Here is a 478-nt window from a genome sequence, read left to right on the forward strand (position 1 = left end):
GCCCGCGAACATTGCGAACAGTGATCCGGCCACCAGGACGTAGTGAAAGTGCGCGACCACAAAGTACGTGCCGTGGTACTGGATGTCGAGCGGCGCCATCGCCAGCATCAGCCCGGAGAGGCCTCCGAATGTAAATACAAACAAAAATCCGACCGCAAACAGCATCGGGGTCTCGAACGTCATCGAGCCACGCCACATCGTCGCGACCCAATTGAACACCTTCACGCCCGTCGGCACTGCGATCAGCATCGTCGAGTACATGAAGAACAGCTGACCGGTAACCGGCATGCCCGTCGCGAACATGTGGTGCGCCCAGACCATGAACGACAGAATCGCAATCGAAGCCGTCGCGTAGACCATCGAGCTGTAGCCGAACAGCGACTTGCGAGAAAACGCCGGGATCACCTGCGAGACGATCCCGAACGCCGGCAGAATCATGATGTACACCTCGGGGTGGCCGAAGAACCAAAAGAGGTGC

General features: G+C 58.6%; 1 protein-coding gene. It reads right to left on the minus strand.

Annotated features, from left to right (window positions below; all coding sequences use genetic code 11):
* On the minus strand, nucleotides 1-478 hold a 478-nt coding region (locus C7H84_RS37705; RefSeq protein WP_205611490.1), incomplete at both ends, for a cbb3-type cytochrome c oxidase subunit I.

It is taken from the genome of Burkholderia sp. Nafp2/4-1b (assembly GCF_003635165.1).
Taxonomy (GTDB): Bacteria; Pseudomonadota; Gammaproteobacteria; order Burkholderiales; family Burkholderiaceae; genus Burkholderia.